Genomic DNA, 17,532 nt, shown 5'->3' with positions numbered 1-17,532 from the left:
TCAGGCCGGGGGGAAGAATAATGAAAGGGATATTTGTTGCGGCACTTGCCCTGATGACGTTGGGCGCCGGGGCTGGCGCGCGGGCGATGGATGCCGACCACAGTAGCGCGGTTGCCGCAGCACAGACATCGCAGGCCCTGTATCTGGATGACGGCATCGGTGAGCTGTACCAGTCGCTGCATGACGCATGGGGCGGGCTGGCCAGAACATTGGCGCACATTCTGGATAGCGGCGATAGCACGCTGGCGCACGGTGAGACGCTACGCGCGCGCTACAGAACCGTGCAGGCGGCCGATATGTTATATCGCCATCGCATGAACGCATGGCTGGAGGCGCCCGGGTTGTCAGCGGTGGCACGCGATGAGCTGGCACGCGGGCTTGATGACTACATCAGCAAGACTGATCCCTGGCACACGCTGATCCAGGCCTGGTTGCAACGCACAGAGTTGGCATCAGAGGCATCGTTTCTGGGCGTCTGGCACCGGAGCACGGATTTTGTAGATCGCTACCGCCTGGCTGGCTTGAGCGAGGCGCTGGAGCGCGCCCGGGCACTGTCCCGTCGGCGGCCTGTATTGGGCAACACGACGCTGCCCTATTCGCAGACTCGTCTTGCCGTGCCGCTGATCATGCCGCACGCGCCCATCAAGCCGGTGTACGCGCGGGAAGTCGATATCGACGTGGTCCCGGAGGACCTTTCGGCGAGCAGGTTGGCGCCCCTCTCGGAGGCGATTCTCCTGAAGGCTGAAGCGCTGGGGTATGACCCGGTGCGCATTCTGCAATTCATGCAGGAGGAGATTCGCCCCCGGTGGTATCAGGGCGCCATGCAAGGTGCCGATACAACGCTCTCGCTGCGCTCTGGCAATGATGCGGATGCGGCCTTGCTGCTTAGCGCCTTGCTGCGAGCGGCATCCATTCCAACACGCTACCTCCATGGGGTAGTGCGCGTGCCGGTGGACGACATCTTCGACAGCACCGGTATCGCCGAGCCGCTGCAGCAGCTGCAGTTCCTGCAGCGCCATGGCCGTCCGGTATCGCCAGTCACTGCACAGGGCACCATCACGGCCTTCGATCTGGATTATGTCTGGCTGGCAGCACGTGTGGCATACGGCAATTATCGCGGCGCCCTGGTGGATCGTTCAGGGAGTGCGTGGGTGCCGATGATGCCGCTGGCGCAAGGCAATACACACGAGTTGGTGCAAGATTTTATTGCACTGGCAGATCAGGATATTTCCGATCTGCAAGGCGCGTGGCTGGAAAGCACACAGGGCGAATCCCTGGCGTCCTTCATCCTGTCGGGAACCTATTCATCCCTGGATGCAGAACAGGGCCTGGCGTTGTCTGCACTGCAGGATGAAGCCTGGCGCGGAAAGGCTGGCCATGATTTTTTGCCAGCGAACACGCCGTTCGAAGTCCGCGCGGTACGCGAGGAAGGCGCGGCGTTCCCGGCCTCACTGGTGCATCGGGTGCGTGTTACCTTGATGTCTGAAGGCCCTGCGCCTACCCCTTTGCTTTCCCACGAGCTGCTCTTGCCAGAGGTGAATAACCAGCGTCTGACGCTCTCCTGGCTGCCAGCGACGACGGACGTCCAGGATACGATCAACGCCTTTGGCGGCCTGGCCAGCACCCCCGCATGGCTGGTCAGCTTGCGCCCGCAGATCCGTTTGAACGGTGAGCGCGTTGCAGTCGGGGCAGGTGCCTTGTCGCTCGGCGAATGGCATCAGGCGCGTATCGAACTGATTGCACCCTATGGCGAGCAACGTATACAGCGCGCCTGGGCTGCCGGGGGGTATCAAGCCCTTTCGCTCATGGCACACCAGGGGCCAGCGGAAATCGATTACAGCTCCCGCAGTGAAGGCGACACCGAATACGCTGGTGCGCGACTGCTCAGCCAACTTGCGGCGCGTTATAACCGCCAGTGGTTCAAGGACGAACAGCAGCTGGCTGCCGTCTCGGGATTCAGCCTGGCTCATCCCTGGCCAGCACTGACAGTGGCCGCCAACGGCTACCGCCATGATTATGTGCTCGACACCTTGCAAGGGTTGCGCTGGGAAGCACTGACACTGGACGCCATGCTGCATGTTACGGAGCCCGTCTATCAGCAGGCAGGCCAGCAACACCGCGCGGCGCAATGGATGGGAGCCAGCGCGCTGCACGGTTCGTGGCTTGAAAGCGATATATTCCGTAGCAACTTCAGTGTCAGCGCCATTTCAGCAGATCTGGGGCTCAAGGAAGCACAGCGCCAGAATATTCCGCTGCTTACGTTGACCGCCGGCGACACGGTGCCCGGCGATCATGCGCCGCATGTCATACAGGATGTGCAGCGCTGGTTGGGCCGCGGCATGGAGGTCATGCTGCCCGCTACGTCAATTCAGTTTGATGAGTGGCAGGGCTCGGTCTGGCGTGTTACTGAACCGCAAACCGGTAGTGCGGGCTATTTTATCAGTGGCGGTCTGGCCGGGGGATCATCGGCCTCCTCGCAATGGCCCATGGACGATATCCGACGGGCATTGGCGTTGATCTACAGCGACCCGGCGCCAGCTGATTCTCCCATAGGCGCAATCAGAAAACTGGGCGGAACGGACTGGCTGATTGGCCGGCCCGGCGCAGCGGCACCGCCGCTGATGGTACAAGTGCTGGATATCCTGGGGCGCCCCAAGGCGGGTGTGCCCGTATATTTTTCGGTAGTTGCCGGTGACGCTGACGTTTCTGCTGAGCCTGTGTTAACGGACGATACCGGCATCGCGCTGGTGAATGCAGATTTTGGCTACAGTACCGGTAGCGGTGTGGTGTCTTACATGATGCTGAACCCGGGCGACAAGCAGCCGACCCGCGTATCAACATCGCTGGTGCAGGCGATGGCGGTGGACGCCGGATCTGGCGCAATGCGCACCAGTGCGCCATTTCGACTGATTCTCGCCCCGGGCGATGCGGATGAAGTGTCCGCGATTACCCAGCCTCCGCAGCTTTATAACAATCTGGATTCCGGCGGCGGCCGCTTTGTCGGCAATTTTGCGCTGCATGTCACCGATGCCTACGGCAACCCGGTTGCCAATGTCGGTGTCAGTGCGCAGTACGAGGTTGAACCTGAGCCCCGGCTTGTTCCCGGAGGGCTGGTAGATCATGCCACCGACTGTGCTGGAGAAATGGTGTGGCGTGGCTGCGCACGCGCGATCATCGAGATTGAGACGGATTATGCGGGACGCAGGATCTTCGGCTTTGTCAGAGCCGAAGGGCCGCCGTCAGCGGCGCAATCGGTCAGTGTTCAGATAGGCGCCCTGGCCGTGCGTTCCTTCGAGGATATTCCTGTCAGTAGCTCAATGAATACGCCGGCCATGTCGGCTACAGCGGTGTTTTCTCCCCAGGGGGAGCGCATTGACGCCACGGGTATCAATCAGGAGATGGCGTACAAGCAATATATCACCATCCATTGGCCGCAACTGGTCACCGAGCCTGTGCCGCCAGCCTGGTATGGCGAGTTGGCGGATATGTTCGCGAGCCACGATATTCATATCCACCCATCCGAGGCGCTGCGATTATTACCTGAAATCGAGAAGCTGGTGCCCGCCGAACCGGGCGACCTTGCCTTTGTATCCGACGGTGTGGATATCGCCAGCCGGTATCAAGGAGACGGTGTCTTCGAGCTGACCATTACCGGGAGGGAGACACCGGGGCGGTTTCCCATATGGATGACCGGCTCTGTGGAGTTCCCGCTCACCGCATTTCACGGTGAGCGTGGCCCCCGGCACCTTTTCAGAGTGACCCCGGGGTTTGAGGAATGGCAGCTCAGGGCCGGTGACGCGCATTCGCTGGTGGCGACCCAGGTCAACGAGCGGATCAGCTATAGCATGGAGCAACAACCGGCCGGTGACGTATGGGTGCTGGAGCCTGGCATCGCCGCAGTGACGTCCTCCCACCCGGACGCGCCGGAGCAGATTCCGCTGCGCATTGTCGCGCCAGGCGTGTATGAGACCGATACCGGTGTGCAGGTGGAAACCTGGCTACGCCCTGCCAATTATCCGGCAGACGGCCACAGACTGCGGTTTTTACAGGATGACAGCCTGCTGTTTTCCGGTGGCTTTTCAGCCCCTGCCCCGGCGACGCTTATGCCGGGTGTCGAGGTGAAGCCGGAAGCCTCGCACGCCCTGGAGTATGAGGTACTGCCGCACCGTATTCGTTCCGAGCCTGTGGCGCCGGCATTGCATTTGCCGATCTTTATGGCGCCTGCTCAAGATCATCTTTTTGCGGCGGTGCGGGCTGTCGATGTTCACAACGACTGGTCATGCACCCAGGGTCAGCAGATCTCCTTTACGTTAAGCCACGAGGCCACCGTTACCGTCTCCGTGGGTGCGCAGGTGCTGGTTGATGCAGAGGTATTTCCGGCGGGCAGGCACGACGTTCCCTACGCAGCCGGCATGGGCTTCCGTGATTACGAGATGCTGGCTGTATCGTCCCTGGACGGCCACATCGAAGAGCGCACTGGCAAGATTCTGGTGTCAGCCAGATCCAACCCCTTGCCCATCGGCCACACACTGGTTGAGGGCGTCAACCTGTTCAATGGCGGCTTGTCTCTGACGCGCGAAGACTTTCGGCTGGACGGCCGCGGGCCGGGTATCGCACTGCAGCGCTTCTTCAATTCCGCCGCGAGCGAAGATGCCAGCCCCTTCGGTCGTGGCTGGGGGCATATTTTCAACGGTTACGTGGAATCCATGGGCTGTGGCGCATGGCGCGTTGCGGGCGGCCCGGGCGGTGGCGGCCAGTTCTTTGAGGGTGATAGCTTTGCTGAAGATGGTGAAATGGTGCCGGGCAAGGGCTACAACGGCACGCTGCGCCGCACACTCAGCAGCTCCAGCTCCTCGTTCGATTACTTCAGCAAGGACGGTACGCGCTATCACTACATCGTCATACCGGAGTATCGCGTCCGCAACCGCTGGCTGCTCAGTTATATCGAGGACACCAACGGCAATCGGGTGACGCTGGACTATGACACCACCGTGAGCCAGCCCAGGTTGCGTGCCGTCACCGATGGCGCCGGACGCTCTCTGGTGTTCAGTTATAGCGAGAAATTTGTCGGTGAAGCCGTACGTTTTGAGCTCGTGGAGTCGATCCAGGGCCCCATGGGATATCGGGTGGATTACGCGTACGACGAGCATGGACGGCTCACTTCGGTGCGCAAGCATAACCCGGGCCATGACGACAGCGTCGAGGTCTACCAGTACGCAGATATTGACGAAATCAGCTCTATTGAGGATTTCCTTAAACGGTATCAGCTGGAGGGCGTCACAGATCCTCTGGGTTACACCACCGAATACACCTATGAATCCTTACCGCTTTCCTGGCGTGATGTTGCCATGCCGGGCATTGCGGTAACCGGCATTGACCGCCAGACACGACAGAACGGCACGGTGTCCATGCGTTTCCAATATGGTGCGCGCATCGGCGAGGAGGCCCCGACAACACGCGTCAATAATTTCCGCGGCGATAATGTGGATTACGTCATGACGGCGCAAGGCCTGGTGCTCTCCCAGTCCCTGCCGCGTATCGACTATCAGTGGGATGATGACATCCTGCTGCGTGCCGAGACGGTGCGCTCCTCAGCGGGCCCACTCAAAACGACCTATGACTATGATGATCACGGCAACGTGATACGTGAGCGCCTGCAGAGCGAGCCGGCGCTGGAGCGACGCTATTATTCGCCGAGTCAGTTCGCCAACGGCGCTATCAAAAACAGATTGCGCAGCCAGACAGATCGCAACGGCCATGAGACGCGTTTTACCTATGACGGTCGCGGGAACCTGCTGAGAACGCAATACCCGGACGGCACGGAGGAGGAATACAGCTATGCCGGCAACGGTGATCGCCTGCGAGCGGTGGATCGTAACGGCTGGGGCACCTCCTACAACTATGACCGGGCAGGGCATGTTATCCGCATAGAGCCGGAGCTCTGTTGCAGCAAAACCCTGACCTGGAACGACCTGGGACATCAGACCGGTGAAGCAATAGCGCGTGATAAAAGAGCAATCAGATACCGCCGTGATATGTTCGGGCGCTTGCTTGAGGCGAGCCACCCGCTGGGTATCACTGAGCACTACGCCTACGATGCAGCGGGGAATCGTGTTCTTCATATAAACCGCAATGGCTTCGAGACGCACTGGCAATACGACGAAGCCGGGCGCAGGGTGCACGAAACACGGACCGTGCCTGGCGGCGACGACGAGCAGACGAGTTGGTCTTACGACGCCCATGGCAATCTGGTGGCCGAGACCGACGCACTGGGCATCGTGACCACGCATATCTGGAACGATCACGATCATCGCACGGCGAGCAGCACCCAGGGCGGCGCCGACGGTGTCCGTGCGGTGCAGTACGCGGTTGACGAGCAAGGCTGGATCTTGCACGAAGACCGGGGCAACGGCAGAACGGATAGCTGGAGCTATTCCCCGCGCGGGCTGCCCCTGACACATACCGATGCGGATGGCGAGATCACGCTTTACGGTTACGACGAGCAGGGCAACCGGACATCCGAAACCAACCGGCTTGGCGACACCGTCACCTATGTTTATGACACCATGCATCGCATGGTGCGCCAGGAGGCGCCCCTGGGCCGCACGTTGCTCTGGGCCTACGATGGCCACGATAACGTGGTCGCTGAAACCGATGCCAATGGCAACCGCATCGTGCGCGACTGGACGCAGGACGGCCAGCTCGCCCGGCAACGGCATTACGGCGCGGACGACGCGCTGTTATCCGAACAACAACACACCTACAACAACCTGGGCGACCGGACGCTGAGCCTCAACAGCCGCCGTGCGGCAACCCGCTATACCTATGACGAGGCAGGGCGCCTGACTCGCCTCGAGCGCCCCGCGCCGTTGGGGGCGATCACCTATACCCACGACGATGCCGGCAATGTGCTCACCGAAGCCTGGCCAAATCAGAACGTGATCCAGCGCAGTTGGGATCACCGCAATCGCCTGCGCCAGGCCGCCGACGATCAGGGCCTGCTGGAAGCCTTCAGCTATGATGCCCGCGGCGCCGTGCTGAGCGAAACCGACGCCCGCGGCACCGTGACCCGCTACCACTACAACGCGTTCGGCGAGCGCAGCGCCGCCTTCATGCCACAGCATGCGGAAGACGAGCTGGAAATCCGTTACGTCTATGACAACCAGGGCAACCTGCGTTACCGGCACATCAACGACACCCTGAGCGTGCACCCCGAACAGACCTGGGAAACGGTCTACGATGTGCTGAACCGCCCCGTCAGCGAGATCAATCCCCTGGGCCAGGCGCAGCACACCACCTACGATGCCGAAGGCAACCCCGTCCTGCGTCAGGACGCCCGCGGCGGCACCCATGTGCAGGTGTTCGACGCCCTCGGCCGCCTGGTCCATGTGACCGACCCACTGGGCCAGGTGCGCCAGCTGGATTATGACGCCCACGGCAATCTCGTCAGCGAAACCGACAGCCGCGACATCGAGACGCGCTACGCCTACGACGGCCTGCATCGCCGCACACGCACCTGGCGTGACGGCGTGCTGGTGCTGTCCGAAGATCACGACGGCGAAGGCAACCTGCTCCGGCGCCGTGACGCTAACGGCTATACCACCACCTGGGAATACAATGATGCCAACCTGGTCAGCCGCGAAGTCGGCGAAGCCGCTGCCGTGGTGGTGCACACCTACGACGCCCAGGGCAACCTGATCACCCGCCGTGACGCCGAGAACCAGCAGACCCACTGGAGCTACGACAAGCGCGGCCAGCGCCTCACACAGACCGACCCCCGCAACCAGGTCACCACCTTTGCCTACGACGCCAACGGCAATCGGACAACACGCACCACCCCGGAAGGCGGGGTCTGGCAGACCGACTGGACCCTGGCCAACCTGCCCGAGCGCGTGACCGACCCTGTGCAGAACACCACGCACTACCACTACACCGGCGAAGGCGCCCGCCTCCAGGTGACCGATGGCGCGGGCCGGCAGACCCACTGGACCTACGACCCCCTGGGTCGGCCGCTGCAGCAGCGCTACCCGGACAGCACCATCCACGCCTATCTGGAGTACGACGCCCACGGCAACCTGCGCCTGGAGAGCCTGCCCGACGGCACCCTGATCGAGCACGACTACGACGCCCTGGACCGCCGCACCGCCCGCCGGCTGCTGGATACGAACCTCAGCGCACTGGCCAGCGAAGCCTATGCCTACGACGCCAACAACAACCTGCTGAGTGTGACAGAAACCCTGACCGCAGAAGGCGGCGCCGCCCGGACCACAGCCTACCGCTACGACCGCTTCGACCGCCTGATCCACCAGACCGACCACTTCGGGCAGACGGTCAGCTACAGCTACGACGACAACGGCAACCGCACTCCGACGGTGTATGTGGACCCGGATGGCGAAGAGCCCATACCGGCCTTCAATCGTCGCCTGACGGATGAAACCTTCCAGCTGGAGCCGTTCCAGCGAGTGAATAGCGGCTACAAGAGCCTGGATTACGCTGCCGCAGCAGGCTCGTCTGTCCTGAATGTGCCCATCGCGCTGGCCAATGCGGGGCTGAATGCCCTGTCGCTTCCGAGCCGGGCCGGGGCGGCGTACTTTGATGTCACGGTTGAGGAGTTTGAGACTCACACCGCCTCGCTCACGGCGTCGACGGGGCCAGCAGCCCTCCTTCTGATGACGGGGAGTTTCCCGTCGCGACTCCCCGGGATGCTGCATCGAAGCCGTAAAATCAGCGAAGCGGTAGATACTGCTCCCCAGCGGCAAACACGGGTTGTGGAGAACCAGCGCGTCCCGCAGATCAATACGGTGCAGACAGGCGGACAAGGTTCCCGATACGATAATGCCGTACCGGATATCTCGGAAGCGCCGGTGAGTCGGCGGGCGCAGGCGGTGGTTCCAAACAACAATACGGCTGCCATTCGAGCGGAAGCGGCGGCGAATGTCCGACAAGGAAGACAAATATTGCGTGAGGCTCGTCCGGATCTTCCCGTATCCGAACGAAATCAGCTTATTCGAGCTTTTGATCTAGAAACATTCCGGGTTAACACACTTGCTCAAGAATTGACTGAATTCCGTTATTTTGATGGAGTTAATGCACAGTTGGGAGGTAGGTGGTCTACATCGGAATGGTTGTCCACGCCACAATCTAGGATCGAACGATTGGCACTCCCCAATAATAACGCTACTCAAGCAGCTACGGTTAGGTTGCAGCCGGGCACAACGGTGTTTCAAGGTAGAGTGGCGCCGCAGACTCAGTACGGCAGCCACCTAACCGGCGGGGCTGATCAAACATATAATGTCTTGGGTCCAAGAGCGATTATTGAGGAGCTTCCGTAATGAATGCACACCTAAAAACGTGGGCTGAAACTGAGCTTCATGCATATACAATGGACATCCCTGCTCCGGGGGTTGATGAAGAACGACGGGCAGGAATGGAAATGATAGCTGCGACTGCACAGCGTCTAATTGATGCTTTGGATTGTAATGATCTCAGTAAAGCAAAGCTGGAGGTCCTCACTTTCTCAAGGCAGGGGTCAGACGTATACTTTGAGCAGCCAGAAAGCTTCAAGCCATTAGCGAAAGCTATTGGAGAAATTCGCAAGGAAATAATCTAAAAGGGGGGGCAAACAATCCCGCCCGCTCTTTAGGTAACGATGTTCCGTATGCGCCTCATGCTGCTAGACAGCAGCTAGAAACCGTCCATGGTGCAGGCAGCGTGACTTCTACGACCGTTCCGCCGCTGGGTGGCAGGAACGTTCTCCTGACAGGGCAACGCTATCCTGTGACCGGGATCGTCTTTGACCGGCGAGGCTTTCCGATCTTTGATGATGTGGCTCGTTTTGACACGCGCCTGCCAGTTGATCAGTTCAGAGGGGCGAGTTACACACAACAAATGCAAATGGCCACATCTGATTTGGCGGAAGCCGTTGGTAGAGGGCAGGTCCGTACCGCCAGTTTCACGGATGCCCAGTTGCAGCAGATAAGAAGCGGTTCGCCAAGGATTGATGGTTATTCGTGGCACCATCACCAAGATACTGGCCGCATGCAGTTAGTTCCGCGAGATATTCATAAACGTACCGGCCATCTTGGTTGGGAAGGGATGTCACAAGGGCGATAGCGTCATGGTTACTACAGGATTAACGAAAGAAGATAGTGAGACCATCGGATTTGTGGTCGCCAGTCTGTTTTCGTCGGCTATCGATACCGGTGAACTGAGAGAGTGGGCAGTGCTGACAGTGGGGGAGATGGATGTTTCCGAGATGCCAGGATATTTGCTTGATCTAATGGAGTTTGACGGGCCATTGTCGTCCGTTTACCGCATCGTTGGATTTGATCCTGTTTGGAATAGATCCGATGATGAAGATCTCGCATTAACGGGTTTGGCGATAAAAAGGAATAAGAAAATCTACGATATGCCCGCGTCTCCTGATGCGATTCAACAGAGTTTGTCGGAGAATCACGAGGTAGAGGAAATGTTTCGAAGGATTTTCCCGTTTATCAATTTCTAGAGTCAAATACTACGTTAAGTCGTGGAGCGGAAGTGCGGGCAATTATGGGCATCTGAGTCCTGAGCGGTGGGCTGCGCATATTCGCGTATTGATGAACTGGCTACGCACAACTATAACCGGATTTTGTCGGAAGGCCTGTCTGGTGTTGCGCATGTTCATCGCGCGGTAGGTGCGGATCTTATCGATATTTGTCGAACCCAGGGAAATATCAGTGGACGCATGGGGCGAACGGCGCGGGTCGGCAGACCCACTGGACCTACGACCCCCTGGGCCGGCCGCTGCAGCAGCGCTACCCGGACAACACCATCCACGCCTATCTGGAGTACGACGCCCACGGCAACCTGCGCCTGGAAAGCCTGCCCGACGGCACCCTGATCGAGCACGACTACGACGCCCTGGACCGCCGCACCGCCCGCCGGCTGCTGGATACGAACCTCAGCGCACTGGCCAGCGAAGCCTATGCCTACGACGCCAACAACAACCTGCTGAGTGTGACAGAAACCCTGACCGCAGAAGGCGGCGCCGCCCGGACCACCGCCTACCGCTACGACCGCTTCGACCGCCTGATCCACCAGACCGACCACTTCGGGCAGACGGTCAGCTACAGCTACGACGACAACGGCAACCGCACCCGCCTGCTGTCCTCCGCCGGGCATGTCACCCAATACCGCTACGACCGCCGCAACCGCCTGAGCAGCGTCGCCACCCAGGACGGCGAGACCCGCTACAGCTACCGCCGCACTGACCAGCTCAGCCGCATCGCCTACCCCCATGGCGGCGTGAGCGATTACGGCTACGACACCGGCCACCGCCTGACCAGCCTGGTCCACCGCCACCACGGCGGCGAAGTGGCCCGCTACGGCTACCAGTACGACGGCAACGGCAACCGTACTCAGCAGACCGAACACAACGGCTTCGGGGAAGAAATCACCACCTACACCTACGACGCCGCCGACCGGCTCCAGGCCGTGCACTACCCGGACAAGGCTGAAGCCTACACCTTCGACGACGCCTGGAACCGGGTCACTGAGACCGTCACCGACCTGGCCAGCGACGAGCTGCTCAGCAACAAGACCCTGACCTACAACAGCCGCCACCAGCTCACTGATATCACCGACAGCGTGGATGCAGCCCACAACGCCACCTTCGGCTACGACGCCAACGGCAACCAGATCAGCAAGGTCCAGGGCGGCAACACCACCACCTTCACCTACGACGCCCGCAACCACTTGCGCGAGATCACCCAGGGCGGCTCCACCCTGGGCCAGTTCCTGTACGACTACCGGGGAATGCGCACCGAGAAGCAGGGCGAGCGCGGCATCGAGCGCTACACCCACGACGACCAGGCCGTGCTGTTCCAGAGCGACGGCAACAACACCCTGACGGCCCGTTACGACTATGGCCCGGACCGCCTGCTGAGCCTGCGAGCGGCCAACAGCCTCCCCGAGTATTACCTGTTCGATGCCCTGAACAGCCCGATCGCGCTAACACGGCGAGACGGCACAGTAAGCGCCCGCTACAGCTACGATGCCTGGGGCAATACACGGCAGCAAAGCGGCACCTCCTTCAACCGCTTCGGCTTCACCGGCCACGAACATGATCAGGAAACCGGCCTGATCTACGCCAAGGCGCGCTACTACGACCCGGAAACCGCCCGCTTCCTGAGCCAGGACCCCTGGTCTGGCGATGTGAGCATGCCGCCGAGCCTGCATAAGTACCTGTATGCGTATCAGAACCCGACGGTGTATGTGGACCCGGATGGGTGGCAGCCCATCTGTTTGGTGGACCGTGTCTACACCCATCAGTGCGGGGCAGGCGACCAGCACGTCAGCGGCCAGCCGGTCGCCGACGTCAGCAATATCCAGCCCAGACCGGAGAATCCGAGGGACCGGCGCAATGCGGACTGTGTCGCGGACAGAAGAAACTGCAACCTGTTTGAGCTGGATCGCGAAGACGGCCGACGTGCAGCTGCTGCGGCAGGACAGCGACAGGTAGCAGAAGCGGAAAGTAACCCGGGCGCCCGTGACTGGCTTGAAGAGCTTCTGGCCGAAGGTTCGCCCGGGCAACGTCAGTTGCGGGAAACGCATGCGCAAGCGATCCAGATGACGAACACAATGGGCGATGTCGCTTGTGACGCAACGCCTGTGTGCAGTGCGTTTGTCCTTAAGGAAGGCCGCCTCCCGGTCAGTGAGCAGGAGCTGGCAAACTGGGAGCGAGCCATTTATGCCGTTCCTGGTGGTATGATGGCGACGAAGGGCGTTCAGAGTATTCGTGGGCGTTCTTCGGGTGCGGCTGAAGCAGTTACAAACAGAGAGGTGGCAACTGTCGGTGGGCGGAGGCCTATCAATAGTCAGTACGCTGGCCAGACACATCCCTCTGGAGTGAGGTTCGACGAAAGGGGATTCCCAGATTTCTCTCCGCACAGCAGAGCTCAAGTCGAACTTGACGGGTTGACAGGGAATTACGCGAAGGACGCCTTGGTAGCGAATAGGGCCGTGGGATTGCCACAGACTCCATCTGGTTATGTTTGGCATCACGTGGAAGATGGTAGAACGATGCAGCTGATACCGCAGGAAATTCATAATGCTGTGCGCCATACAGGTGGTGCGGCAGTGATTCGGCATAGAGGCACTCAATGATCGATATTTTAGGTGGGCGCAGTCTATCGGAAGAGGAGATCCGTAATGTTGAACAGGATATGAGGGTCTCTTTCCCCGTTGATTATCGGCATTTTGTCGCGAAACACGATGGCGCAAAACCAAAACTGAATATCTTTTCGATTTCAGAATCGAACGAATCCGGGATCAATGAGTTCATTCCTTTACATCGGATCCGCAAGGAATGTAATTTTATTGAGAATTTGGTTGATGGCCGCATTCCGATCGCATGGGCTGAAGGGGGTAACTATGTTTGCCTGGACGTCTTGGCCGGAGGCGGTGTCTTTTTCTGGGACCACGAAGAACCGAAAAGGGATACAAAACTGGCGGACAGCTTCTCGCGTTTCATTGAGCTGCTCGAGCCATTCGATCCGGGCAGCGTTGAGCTCAAGCCTGACCAAGTAAAGAGCGCATGGATCGATCCAGAGTTCTTGAAGTCCCTCGATCAGAAGAAGTAGTCGATGCCCGGTGTTTTCCGAACAACTTTATGGCGGGATCCTGCTTCCTGTCGATGAACCGGTAAGCTCTTTAATAATCTGTACCCCTTCCGCTTCGCTGTAACCACGGCGGCGAAGTGGCCCGCTACGGCTACCAGTACGACGGCAACGGCAATCGTACTCAGCAGACCGAGCACAACGGCTTCGGGGAAGAGATCACCACCTACACCTACGACGCCGCCTGGAACCGGGTCACTGAGACCGTCACCGACCTGGCCAGCGACGAGCTGCTCAGCAACAAGACCCTGGCCTACAACAGCCGCCACCAGCTGACCGACATCAGCGACAGCATCGAGCCGGCCCACAACGCCACCTTCGGCTACGACGCCAACGGCAACCAGATCAGCAAGGTCCAGAGCGGTAACACCACCACCTTCACCTACGACGCCCGCAACCACCTGCGCGAGATCACCCAGGGTGGCTCCACCCTGGGCCAGTTCCTCTACGACTACCGGGGCATGCGCACCGAGAAGCAGGGCGAGCGCGGCATCGAGCGCTACACCCACGACGACCAGGCCGTGCTGTTCCAGAGCGACGGCAACAACACCCTGACCGCCCGCTACGACTACGGCCCGGACCGCCTGCTGAGCCTGCGGGCGGCCAACAGCCTCCCCGAGTATTACCTGTTCGATGCCCTGAACAGCCCCATCGCGCTAACACGGCGAGACGGCACAGTAAGCGCCCGCTACAGCTATGACGCCTGGGGCAACACCCGCCAACAAAGCGGTACCTCCTTCAACCGCTTCGGCTTCACCGGCCACGAACACGATCAGGAAACCGGCCTGATCTACGCCAAAGCCCGGTATTACGACCCGGAGACGGCCCGCTTCCTGAGCCAGGACCCGTGGTCAGGCGATGTGAGCATGCCGCCGAGCCTGCATAAGTACTTGTATGCCTATCAGAACCCGACGGTGTATGTGGACCCGGATGGGTGGGCAGCACTGATCTCAGATGAGCTGCAGCGCGTCTATGCCGCCGCAGACGAGGAGCGCAGCTTCAGACGGCCCAGCGGTGCCATACAGGACGTGGTTCGGGCCAATGATCTGGGCGATCACCTGAAAACCTTCAGCCGGAGTAGCAACTGGGGCGGGGAAAGCTACACCTACCTCGACGCCTCGGGTGTGAGGGCACTCCGGGACGTGCTGGCTGGCAGCGGCGGGGGTGATCTGCCGACAGCGATCATAGTGCGCGAAGCAGATGAAAGCCCGAGTGCTGCGTTCAGCAGTGCGCGAGACAAGATTGGAGGGCATGCCCCGTCCTCAACCATGTGGGAGTTGTTGCGGCGCCTGAACCGCACGGATGCCGGACAACCGATTGATGTCAGTGAAGCCTTTGATCACTCGGTTGCCAGGACGTGGCTGCGAGCCGAGGACCACGGGACAGCGCGCTTCAGAGATTCTGTGGTCACGGAAGGGATGACTTACGGTTGGTTCGCCGAGATGGTAACGTCTATCCGTCTGGCGGGTGATGCGAATGCACCACAAGGGATGCGCCAGGCTGCCCGGACGGACGCTACGCTAGGTGCGATGCCGTTGCCGCTGGTGAGTAGAGTTACGAGTGGGGCAAGATCGCTAGATGATTTGTCTCGCGCCGCTGGTGCATTAGATCGCGGAGGCTTGTCCGCTGCGGGACGAGCACTTCAGAAGCACGGCAGTCGTTCCGGCAGTGTGTTTCCTGCAGCTCAGGGGAATCCAGCCGCTATTAATCGACAGGGTCAAAACGTTGTTGACGACATTCTGACTGCTCCCGGAAATACAACTGTTACGCGCCATCATGCGCGTTTTGGCAATGTAACTGAGGTCCGAGCACCTGATGGTCGTGGAGTTCGATATGGCGACAGGGGAGAGTTCTTGGGGTTCTTGGAGCCGCGCTTATGACTTTCATCGTAGAAATAGCCAGTAGTCCAGATCGTGATGATTTGGTTGCTGAAATTTGGTGGAACGATCAGATGGTCGCCGAATTGCGTCGATCGCCAGATGGTGGCCGTTATATCGACCTCTACCCGAGCCCTTCACGTGTGCCGTGGTCTTTTAGTCTTGATGATTGGACTAAGGCTGTTGAGGAGGCGAAAAGTCAGCTAGGCTAATGTCACAAGTTGTTAGCCGAGATAAATATACGCATAAAAACTACCGAAAATTCCGGAATTTTGACTTTCGGAATGCAAGAGCTAAGAAGGGCTCTTGCAGAAGGCGGCAAGGAGAGTAAAGTTAAAAGCTATATTTTCAAGAACGAGAAAGGCACTGGAATTGTCTACCTGAACGATTCAGGTGGTAAGGCAATAGGCGCAGTGCTGATTGGAACTTTAGGGAACGAAGAAATCTCATTGGCGAAGTCGAAATCATAGTCACCCACCATTCTCGTTATCGCTGACAAGAAACATGGCTTTGGGCTGACACAAAACACAGCCTCCGGCTGAAAGCCTGTAAGCTCTTTAACAATCCTCGACGCCTCGGGTGTGAGGGCACTCCGGGACGTGCTGGCTGGCAGCGGCGGGGGTGATCTGCCGACAGCGATCATAGTGCGCGAAGCAGGGGAAAGCCCGAGTGCTGCGTTCAGCAGTGCGCGAGACAAGATTGGAGGGCATGCCCCGCCCTCAACCATGTGGGAGTTGTTGCGGCGCCTGAATCGCACGGATGCCGGGCAACCGATTGATGTCAGTGAAGCCTTTGATCACTCGGTTGCCAGGACGTGGCTGCGAGCCGAGGACCACGGGACAGCGCGCTTCAGAGATTCTGTGCGGGAGCGCACGGGTAATTCAGCGTCAACCCAAGCCACGGAAGGGATGACTTACGGTTGGTTCGCCGAGATGGTAACGTCTATCCGTCTGGCGGGTGATGCGAATGCACCACAAGGGATGCGTCAGGCTGCCCGGACGGACGCTACGCTAGGTGCGATGCCGTTGCCGCCTGTGGGTAGAGTTGGAGCGGCGACGAAGAGGGTGGGATACCATGCAACCCATCCTGACGTAGTTCCACTAATTCAGCAGGGCGGGTTTAGAGCGGGGACTGCTCCGGGTCGATTGGGTTCTTCTGGAACATATGTGAATAATACCCGTGCTGGAGCGATTGCTGAGTTCCAGTATCACAATCCGGGTGTGACACCTTCCGTATTGAGAGTTGAATACAGCCCTGGCGTGAATGCTTCTGCGGCTGTGGCGCCAAGAAACTATGTGGAGAATTTTCCTCTCCACAATGTGGATAGTGTGTCGGCTCCGTCCATGCGGCTTCCGGGCACGATGGACACCAATGTTTTAAACGGAAGTGTGAGGATCGTAGAATGAAAAAGGAGAAAGTCAGATGTTGGAAGGTGGGGATGAATGGCGAATTATTCATTACCTACCCAGAAGGGGATATGGGGCACCGCCTCATATGCTGTGGAAATTGCGGTGAAATCCATGCTGTGAACGTAACAAAGCAGCTATACATTGAGCCGGATTTGGAAGAACATCTGCGCAGTGTGATGTGCTCGAAATGTGGTCGACTTCTGGCGGGAAATTGGATGTATTATCCAGAGCATCACATAGATGATGGCGGGAGGGTTTGCAAATTCGAAAGGTCTTATAAAATTCCAATCGATGCTGATTCAGTCGTTGTCGAGTTTCCCGAGGTCTTTTCGTAAAGGGAAAATACACACAATTAATTCAAACCGTAAGTTGCAGGCACAGACCGAGCATGCCTGCGACGGCTCTACTAGTCCGCCGCACCGCCCGCCGGCTGCTGGATACGAACCTCGGCGCACTGGCCAGCGAAGCCTATGCCTACGACGCCAACAACAACCTGCTGAGCGTGACAGAAACCCTGACCGCAGAAGGCGGCGCCGCCCGGACCACCGCCTACCGCTACGACCGCTTCGACCGCCTGATCCACCAGACCGA

At 59.4% G+C, this 17,532-nt stretch carries 10 protein-coding genes; all 10 read left to right on the top strand.

Annotated features, from left to right (window positions below):
• The first annotated feature begins 20 nt into the window (after positions 1-20).
• Entirely contained in the window at positions 21-9,332 is a 9,312-nt protein-coding gene (locus K8B33_RS06155) for a DUF6531 domain-containing protein (RefSeq protein ID WP_223424569.1), read from the top strand.
• A complete protein-coding gene (locus tag K8B33_RS06150; RefSeq protein ID WP_223424566.1) occupies positions 9,332-9,610 on the top strand; it encodes a hypothetical protein in 279 nt (92 codons plus the stop codon). The genes K8B33_RS06155 and K8B33_RS06150 overlap by 1 nt, the downstream gene beginning before the upstream one ends.
• 101 nt (positions 9,611-9,711) lie before the next feature.
• A complete protein-coding gene (locus tag K8B33_RS06145) occupies positions 9,712-10,113 on the top strand; it encodes an HNH endonuclease (protein ID WP_223424564.1) in 402 nt (133 codons plus the stop codon).
• Between the two features lie 4 nt (positions 10,114-10,117).
• A complete protein-coding gene (locus tag K8B33_RS06140) occupies positions 10,118-10,504 on the top strand; it encodes a hypothetical protein (protein ID WP_223424560.1) in 387 nt (128 codons plus the stop codon).
• 188 nt (positions 10,505-10,692) lie between these two features.
• Positions 10,693-13,143: an RHS repeat-associated core domain-containing protein gene (locus tag K8B33_RS06135; protein WP_223424555.1), complete on the top strand. Its 2,451-nt coding sequence runs from the start codon at positions 10,693-10,695 to the stop codon at positions 13,141-13,143.
• Entirely contained in the window at positions 13,140-13,619 is a 480-nt protein-coding gene (locus tag K8B33_RS06130) for an SMI1/KNR4 family protein (protein WP_223424552.1), read from the top strand. The genes K8B33_RS06135 and K8B33_RS06130 overlap by 4 nt, the downstream gene beginning before the upstream one ends.
• 116 nt (positions 13,620-13,735) lie before the next feature.
• Entirely contained in the window at positions 13,736-15,535 is a 1,800-nt protein-coding gene (locus K8B33_RS06125) for an RHS repeat domain-containing protein (RefSeq protein WP_223424548.1), read from the top strand.
• Positions 15,532-15,744 carry a hypothetical protein gene (locus K8B33_RS06120; RefSeq protein ID WP_223424543.1) on the top strand — a complete coding sequence of 71 codons (213 nt, stop codon included), beginning with the start codon at positions 15,532-15,534 and terminating at the stop codon, positions 15,742-15,744. Before K8B33_RS06125 ends, K8B33_RS06120 begins: the two co-directional genes overlap by 4 nt.
• Before the next feature lie 1,190 nt (positions 15,745-16,934).
• Positions 16,935-17,276 carry a hypothetical protein gene (locus tag K8B33_RS06115; RefSeq protein ID WP_223424539.1) on the top strand — a complete coding sequence of 114 codons (342 nt, stop codon included), beginning with the start codon at positions 16,935-16,937 and terminating at the stop codon, positions 17,274-17,276.
• 53 nt (positions 17,277-17,329) lie between these two features.
• Positions 17,330-17,532, top strand: a 203-nt coding sequence (locus K8B33_RS06110; RefSeq protein ID WP_223424537.1) for a hypothetical protein, incomplete at its 3' end; no start/stop codon positions are given.

Origin of the sequence: Alcanivorax limicola, from assembly GCF_019931215.1 — a bacterium.
Taxonomy (GTDB): Bacteria; Pseudomonadota; Gammaproteobacteria; order Pseudomonadales; family Alcanivoracaceae; genus Isoalcanivorax; species Isoalcanivorax limicola.
The sequence above is the reverse complement of the archived record's forward strand: the minus strand, read 5'-3'. Positions and strand labels throughout refer to the sequence as shown.